This window comes from Streptomyces sp. NPDC057694, from assembly GCF_042799415.1.
In the GTDB taxonomy this organism is placed as follows: domain Bacteria; phylum Actinomycetota; class Actinomycetes; order Streptomycetales; family Streptomycetaceae; genus Streptomyces.
Map to the genome: position 1 here is coordinate 909185 of NZ_JBHVIX010000001.1, position 7414 is coordinate 916598.

A 7414-nucleotide genomic window follows, 5' to 3' on the forward strand; every position below is an offset into this window, starting at 1 on the left:
GCCGGAGCGCGAGCCCGGCCGCACCGCCGTGAGCCGGGGACCGGGCGGTTCCCGGGCCTCGGCTAGCCTTGCGAGACGATGAACCGCACCGACAAGGCCGCCCCCGCACCCGTCCTGACCACCCCTTGGTCGGACCTGGCACTGACCCGCCATCCCGAGGACCCGCGCGACCCGCTGCGCGCCTGGGACGCGGCCGACGCCTATCTCCTGAAGCACCTCGCCGAGCAGGGTGTCGACTTGTCCGGCTCCGCCGTGGTGGTCGGGGACCGCTGGGGCGCCCTGGGCGCGGCGCTCGCGGGAACCGGCTGCGCGCCGACGCTGATCTCGGACTCCTACCTCGGTCGGCAGGCCACGCACACGAACCTTGAGCGCAACGGCCTCTCCGGGCCGACTCTGCTGACCACCCAGGACGTTCCGCCGGCCCGGGCCGATGTGCTGCTGGTGCGCGTCCCGAAGAGCCTGGCCCTCCTGGAGGACCAGCTGCACCGGCTGCGGCCCGCCGTCCATGCGGGCACGGTGGTCGTCGGCACCGGCATGGTCAAGGAGATCCACACCTCGACGCTCCAGCTGTTCGAGCGGATCATCGGCCCGACCCGCACCTCGCTCGCCGAGAAGAAGGCGCGGCTGATCTTCACCACGCCCGACCCGTCCCTGGCCCCGGGCCCGAACCCCTGGCCGTACCGGTACGAGCTGCCCGACGGCATCGGCCCGCTGGCGGGCCGCACGGTCGTCAACCACGCCGGGGTGTTCTGCGCCGAGCACCTCGACATCGGCACCCGTTTCCTCCTCCAGCACGTGCCCTCGGCCACCGGCGCCCGCCGGATCGTCGATCTCGGCTGCGGGAACGGGGTGGTGGGCACCACGGCCGCGCTCACCCATCCCGGCGCCGAGGTGCTGTTCACCGACGAGTCGTACCAGGCGGTGGCGTCCGCCGAGGCCACGTACCGGGAGAACGTCGAGGAGGGCGCGGGCCGGGCGGGCTTCCGGGCCGCCGACGGTCTGGAGGGGGTCCCGGACGGCAGCGTCGACCTCGTCCTGAACAATCCGCCCTTCCACTCGCACCAGGCGACGACGGACGCGACGGCCTGGCGGATGTTCACGCAGGCCCGCGCCGCGCTGGCGCCCGGCGGCGAGCTGTGGGTGGTCGGCAACCGGCATCTGGGCTACCACCTCAAGCTGCGCCGCCTGTTCGGCAACAGTGAACTCGTCGCCGGTGACCCGAAGTTCGTGATCCTCAAGGCCGTGAAGCAGGCGTCACCCGCGCGGGCCCGCGGGAAGTGACAGAGCGAGCGCGGCGGCCAGCAGGCACACCGCGCCGCACCCGGCGAGGAACACCCCGGCGCCCCGGGCCGCCGCGACCAGCCCCGCGAGGGGCAGCAGCAGCGGGCTGAGTCCGAGGGTGCACAGCGAGGTGACCGAGGTGACCCGGCCGGTGTAGCCGGGTGCGGTCCGCTGCTGGAGGAGGGCGTGGCCGAGCACCATCGGCACTCCGCTCGCGGCGCCGAGCAGCGCGCACAGGACGACGGCGGCGCCGGGTCCCGGCCGGGCGAGCCCGAGGGCGGCGACGAGGACGCCGGTCGCCGACAGGCTCGCGGCGAGCAGGGTGCGCGGTGCGGGCACCCGTCGTACGAGGGTGAGCGCGACGCCCGCCGCCGCGCCCGCCACGCTGAACGCGCCGAGCAGCAGCGACAGGGTGCCGGGGCTCCAGCCGCGCTCGTCGGTGAGCAGGACGAGCGCGGCGCCGACCGGGCCGCTGAAGCACATCTCGCCGAGCCCGATGACGGCGACGAGCCGCACGAGGGACCGGCGTCCAGCCAAATAGCGCAGTCCGTCCCGGAGTTGGTCCCAGGCGGAGGCCGTCGCCGGTGCCGGTTCGCCGGGCACGCGCAGGCGGGCGAGGAGCACCAGGGACACGGCGAACAGCGCGCCGACCGCCGTGAACGCCCCGGCCGGGCCTGCCCCCGTGAGTGCCGCGCCCGCCGCGAACGGGCCCGCCGTGTTGGCGAACCGCACCGCGAGCGACCGCATGCCCTGGACGCGCGTCAGCTGGTCCGGCGCGGTCAGCCGCGGGGGCAGCGCGCCCACGGCGGGGAGGAACAGCGCGTCGGCGACGCCGAAGCAGACCGCGAGCGCGCACAGCACCGCGAGGTGCGCACCGCCCGCGGACAGGGCGGCGGCCACCGCGAGCACGGTGAGGCAGCGAACCAGATCGCTGCCGATGAGCACCCGGCGCGGCCCGAACCGGTCGGCGAGGACTCCGCCGCCCAGCATGAGGACGGCGCGGGGCACGGCGCCCGCGGCGAGCACGAGCCCGGCCTGCGCAGGCCCGGCGGTGTCGACGACGGCCCAGGTCAGGGCCGTCATGTAGAGGACGTCGCCGGTGACGGACGTGGTGTAGGCGCCGAGCCAGCGCAGCACGTTCGGATCACGGTGCGCACTCGCCACGGTGGCCGGCGCGGTCATGCTCCGGGGGTCTCGTCGGCGGGGAACGCCTGGAACTGCACGGTGGCGGGTACGGCGTCCGGCGCGGGTTCCTTGTCCCGGTACCGGGCGACGACGGCGTACAACTCGCTTTTCAGCGCGTGCAGTTCATCGGGGGTGACCCGCACGTCGAAGTCACTGAACGCGGACACGGCGAACCATGCGTCGGGCATGGCGGGCACCGTCCGCGCGGCGGCCGTGCGCAGCCTCTCGGCGGCGGCCAGCGCCACGGCCTGCGTGTAGGCCCGCCCTTCGGGCCCGCCGCGCTCGGCGGGGTCGTGCTGCGAGGCGCGGTGCAGCGCCCGCCACCACCGGTCCCGCCGGTTGCCGCGCTCGACGTCCTCCTCGATGAGGCCGCCCGCGGCGAGGCGGCGCAGGTGATAGCTGGCGGCCCCGGAGTCCAGCTCGAACCGCCGCGCCAACTGCCGTGCGGTCGCGGGGCCTCCGCGCCGGAGGTCGTCGAGGAGCGCGAGGCGCATGGGGTGGGCGAGCACCCGCAGTGCGGCGGTGTCGAGGGTGAACTCGCCTTCTGCGGGCGGGACATGCGGATCGCGGGGCCGTTCGTCGGGGGCTTCTCCCATGGCCCCGAGCGTAGACAGGGAAGACTCGTTCGGGAAGAGTTCTTCGCGAACAGTTCTTCGCGATCCGCGTGGTCCGCCCGGGCCGTGTCCGCCCCGACCTCTCAGACCCCGACCTCTCAGACCCCGAACTCTCAGACCAACGCGAGCACCTCGGACAGTCCGGAGACGGAGGGCACGTCCGTCTCCACCGGCGTTCGGCACACCGCGCGCCCCTCGTAGCCGAGGTCGATCGCCGCGCGGACCAGTTCCGGGTCGTCGTCGAGGAACAGGCACTGGGCGGGATCGAGGCCGAGTGCCGTGCTCGCGTGGTGGTACATCCGCGGGTCCGGCTTGTCGCAGCCGAGCACGGCGGAGATGGCGTAGGCCTCGAAGAACCTCCCGATGCCCAACGCGTCGTGCAGGTCCGGCAGTTCGGGCCAGGCGTCGGACACCACGGCCCTGCGCACGCCGCGCCGCTCCAGCTCCTCCAGCGTCTCCACGACGTCGGGGTAGGTCTCCAGGATCTGCGCGGGGGGAATCTCGCGGCGCAGCTCGGCGAGGAGCGGCGCGGTCGGCTCCACGCCCAAGTGGTGCAGCATGACCCGGTGGTAGTCGTCGCGGTCGGGTGTCGACGGCGAGGCGTCCATGAACCGGTCGCCTGCCTCGACGGCGGCGGCGAACTCCTCGCGCGTGAGCGTCGGACGGCGGCGGAGCACCGTCTCCTCGAAGTCCGCCCGGGGATTCCAGCGCCCGCCGATGGGCCGTATCAACACCCCTCCCGAATCGAAGAGAACAGCGCGGACGGGGCCCGGGACCGAGGGTGATGCGGATGATCCAGAAGTCATGGGTCCATTGTTCTGTCCGGCATCTCTCCCGTCCTCGCGATTTTTTTCCCTGGTTTTCTCAACGAGTGCATCCGGCTGCCGACTTGGGCCGGTAGTACGGGTCGAGGCAGCGGGCTCTACCCCGCCCGCTCATCTCGCTCGCCGCCGGTGCCAGGTGCGCCTGCACGCCCTGGCGCCGGCGGCGCCCACAGGAGATCTCGCGCACACCTTGTCGGAACGAGTCCCTCCGGGACACGATGCCCCGATGAAGGGTGATCTTTTCGCGAGTGAGTTCATGGTCCAGGCCGCCGTGGCGCCGGGCATGTCCGTTCAGAACGCCAAGTCGATCCGGTACGTCGTCGACGGAGAGATGATGGCGCGGCAGGGATCGATGATCGCCTACCGGGGGAATCTGCAGTTCGAGCGCAAGGGCCAGGGCGTCGGCGGCATGCTGAAGCGGGCCGTCACCGGGGAGGGTCTCGCCCTCATGAAGGTGAAGGGGCGGGGCGAGGCCTGGTTCGCGCAGGAGGCGCAGAACGTGTTCGTGGTGGACCTCGAACCCGGCGACGTCTTCACGGTCAACGGGCGCAACGTGCTCTGCTTCGACCCCTCGCTGTCCTACGACATCAAGACGGTGAAGGGCGCCGGGATGTCCGGTGGCGGCCTCTTCAACAGCGTGTTCTCGGGGCACGGCCGGCTGGGCCTGATCTGCGAGGGCAATCCGCTCGTCGTGCCGGTGTCGCCGCAGGCGCCGGTGTACGTCGACACGGACGCGGTGGTCGGCTGGAGCGCCGATCTGCGGACGTCACTGCACCGTTCGCAGTCGATCGGGTCGATGATCCGCGGCGGTTCCGGTGAGGCCGTCCAGCTCATGCTGGAGGGCGAGGGTTTCGTGGTGGTGCGGCCGAGCGAGGCGACCCCGCAGAAGCCGCAGCAGCACTAGACCGGGTGTCGGGTGCCCGCTCGGCCACCGCGATCCTGGCCAGCTTGGTGAGCATCATGCCGTTGCGCACCTTGACCAGGTAGTCCACCGGCAGACCGTGCATCCGGGTGCCCGGGCCGCGCAGGGGATGCCAGTCGAGGACGAACAGCGTGTGCTCGCCCCACGGGATCAGCTTCATGGCGACGCGCGCGGCGCCGAACGGGTCCGCCTTCGCCTCCAGCTCCAGCCGGTGCTCGGGCTCGCAGATCCGGACGATGCTGATGTCGTCCGTGGTCAGCGGGCCGATGCCGACCCGGAACCGCAGCGCGGCGCCCACGGCGGGCCAGTCGGGGTCCACCGCGAGCACCTGCTGGTTCCCGGTCACCCACTCCCCGTAGCGGTGGCCGTCGGACAGCAACCGCCACACCTCGGCGGGCGGGCTCAGGATCAGTCGGCGGTTGCGGGCCACGGGATCACGCTCCTTCTCAGGACCAGCGTGCGACCCCTGTGCCACTCCGGCAACCGCCGACCGGAACTGCTCACCTAGCCGCGATACGTCTCCAGCAGCCGCAGCCACACCTCGCTGACCGTCGGGTACGCCGGCACCGCGTGCCACAGGCGGTCGATCGGTACCTCGCCGGCGATCGCGACGGTCGCCGAGTGGATGAGCTCGCCGACGCCGGGGCCGACGAACGTGACGCCGAGCAGCACCTCGCGGTCGAGGTCGACGATCATGCGGGCGCGGCCGGTGTAGCCGTCGGCGTAGAGGCTGGAGCCGGCCACGTTCGCCAGGTCGTAGTCGACGGCGCGGACGCGGTGGCCCGCCGCTTCGGCCTCGGCGAGGGTCAGGCCCGCGCTCGCCGCCTCGGGGTCGGTGAAGACGACCTGCGGGACGGCGAAACGGTCGGCGCTGGCGGCGTGGGCGCCCCAGCGGTCGGTCTCCAGGAGGGGAACCCCGGCCGCCCGGGCGGTGATGGCGGCGCCCGCGATGCGCGCCTGGTACTTGCCCTGGTGGGTGAGGAGCGCCCGGTGATTGGCGTCGCCGACCGCGTAGAGCCAGTCGCTGCCCTCGACGCGGAGACTGTCGTCCACGCTCAGCCAGGAGCCGGCGGTCAGCCCGACGGTGTCCAGGCCGATGTCCTCGGTGCGCGGGGCGCGCCCGGTCGCGAAGAGGATCTCGTCCGCCTCCAGGACGGTCCCGTCGGTGAGCGTGGCCGAAATCGTGCCGTCCTTGCGTTCGACGGCGGTCACGGACACGCCCGTGCGCACCTCGGCCCCGGCCTCCCGCAGGGCGTCGACGACCAGCTCACCGGCGAACGGCTCCATCCGGTCCAGCACGCCGTCACCGCGTACCAGCAGGGTGACCTGCGAGCCGAGGGCCTGCCAGGCCGTGGCCATCTCGGTGGCGACGACCCCGCCGCCGACCACGATCAGCCGTCCGGGCGCATGGTCGGCGCTGGTCGCCTCCCGGCTGGTCCAGGGCTTGACCTCCGGCAGGCCGGGCAGGGCGGGCAGGGCGGCGCGGGTGCCGGTGCAGACCGCGACGGCGTGCCGGGCGGTGAGTACGGTCACGGTGCCGTCCTCGGCGGTCACCGTGACCCGGCGGGGTCCGTCGAGACGGCCGTGGCCCCGGTAGAGGTCGACGCCGATGGACTCGATCCAGCCGACCTGGCCGTCGTCCTTCCAGTGCGAGGTGAAATCGTCGCGGTGGGCGAGCACGGCAGGCGTGTCGAGCGGGCCCTGCACGGCCTGGCGCAGTCCCGGCACCCGCCGGGCGTCGGCCCGGGCGATCACCGGGCGCAGCAGCGCCTTGCTGGGCATGCACGCCCAGTACGAGCATTCGCCGCCGACGAGCTCGCTCTCCACGATCGCCGCGCTCAGGCCGCCGGCCCGCACCCGGTCCGCGACGTTCTCTCCGACCGGTCCCGCCCCCAGCACTACTACGTCGTACGCGTGGTCGTTCGTGGTATCCGTGGCATGTGTCATGCCGTCCAGTGTGGTCGTAGGTGTGCGTGCGGGCCACATGGGTATGGGCGCGGAATACGTCCGGCAGCCGGACGGTTGTGCACAGCGGCTTTGCCCCCTACGGCTTCGCCCCGAACCCAGGAAGCAGGAAGAGGGAAACACCATGAGCAGCACCACTGTGGAGCTGACGAAGGAGAACTTCGATCAGACGGTCACGGAGAACGAGTTCGTGCTGATCGATTTCTGGGCGTCCTGGTGCGGGCCCTGCAAGCAGTTCGCCCCGGTCTACGAGAAGTCCGCCGAGGCCAACCCGGACCTGGTCTTCGGCAAGGTCGACACGGAGGCGCAGCCCGAGCTGGCCGCCGCGTTCGGTATCCAGTCGATTCCCACGCTGATGATCGTCCGTGACCAGGTGGCCGTGTTCGCGCAGCCGGGCGCGCTCCCCCAGGAGGCCCTGGACGACGTGATCGGTCAGGCCCGCAAGCTGGACATGGACGAGGTCCGCAAGTCCGTGGCCGAGCAGCAGGCCCAGGAAGGGCAGCAGGGGCAGCCGACCGACGAGGCCTGAGCCCTCGGGGGCGGGGTGGGGGGGGGGGTGGGGTGACCCGCTCCCCCCCCAGCCCGCTCCCCACCCCTCCCCTCTCTCCTCATTCGCCCTCTGG

Annotated in this window: 8 protein-coding genes; 3 read left to right on the forward strand and 5 right to left on the reverse strand. The window is 72.7% G+C overall.

Annotated features, from left to right (window positions below; all coding sequences use genetic code 11):
* The first annotated feature begins 78 nt into the window (after positions 1 to 78).
* Positions 79 to 1281 (forward strand): methyltransferase, encoded by a 1203-nt coding sequence (locus ACFVDP_RS04245; protein ID WP_383482906.1) that lies wholly within the window; start codon positions 79 to 81, stop codon positions 1279 to 1281.
* On the opposite strand, the gene ACFVDP_RS04250 is transcribed toward ACFVDP_RS04245, so the two are convergent.
* From ACFVDP_RS04250 to ACFVDP_RS04260, 3 genes are all read right to left on the reverse strand, one after another.
* Complete coding sequence (locus ACFVDP_RS04250) at positions 1255 to 2463, reverse strand: MFS transporter (protein WP_383482909.1); 1209 nt, start codon at positions 2461 to 2463, stop codon at positions 1255 to 1257. The two genes, ACFVDP_RS04245 and ACFVDP_RS04250, sit on opposite strands and share 27 nt — an antisense overlap.
* Complete coding sequence (locus ACFVDP_RS04255; protein ID WP_383482912.1) at positions 2460 to 3062, reverse strand: winged helix-turn-helix domain-containing protein; 603 nt, start codon at positions 3060 to 3062, stop codon at positions 2460 to 2462. Before ACFVDP_RS04255 ends, ACFVDP_RS04250 begins: the two co-directional genes overlap by 4 nt.
* A gap of 131 nt (positions 3063 to 3193) precedes the next feature.
* Positions 3194 to 3886 (reverse strand): HAD family hydrolase, encoded by a 693-nt coding sequence (locus tag ACFVDP_RS04260; protein WP_383482915.1) that lies wholly within the window; start codon positions 3884 to 3886, stop codon positions 3194 to 3196.
* Between the two features lie 244 nt (positions 3887 to 4130).
* Between ACFVDP_RS04260 and ACFVDP_RS04265 the strand changes: the two genes are divergently transcribed.
* Positions 4131 to 4808: an AIM24 family protein gene (locus tag ACFVDP_RS04265; RefSeq protein ID WP_383482918.1), complete on the forward strand. Its 678-nt coding sequence runs from the start codon at positions 4131 to 4133 to the stop codon at positions 4806 to 4808.
* Here ACFVDP_RS04265 and ACFVDP_RS04270 read toward each other — a convergent pair.
* The gene (locus ACFVDP_RS04270; RefSeq protein ID WP_383482921.1) at positions 4735 to 5256 is read right to left on the reverse strand and encodes an SRPBCC family protein; all 522 of its coding nucleotides are present in this window, start codon (positions 5254 to 5256) and stop codon (positions 4735 to 4737) included. The two genes, ACFVDP_RS04265 and ACFVDP_RS04270, sit on opposite strands and share 74 nt — an antisense overlap.
* Before the next feature lie 74 nt (positions 5257 to 5330).
* The gene (locus ACFVDP_RS04275; RefSeq protein ID WP_383482924.1) at positions 5331 to 6773 is read right to left on the reverse strand and encodes a dihydrolipoyl dehydrogenase family protein; all 1443 of its coding nucleotides are present in this window, start codon (positions 6771 to 6773) and stop codon (positions 5331 to 5333) included.
* Positions 6774 to 6915: 142 nt separating this feature from the next.
* Here ACFVDP_RS04275 and trxA point away from each other — a divergent pair, with 142 nt between their 5' ends.
* On the forward strand, positions 6916 to 7320 hold the full coding sequence (gene trxA / locus ACFVDP_RS04280) for a thioredoxin (RefSeq protein ID WP_383482927.1): 405 nt from the start codon (positions 6916 to 6918) through the stop codon (positions 7318 to 7320).
* Positions 7321 to 7414 lie beyond the last annotated feature (94 nt).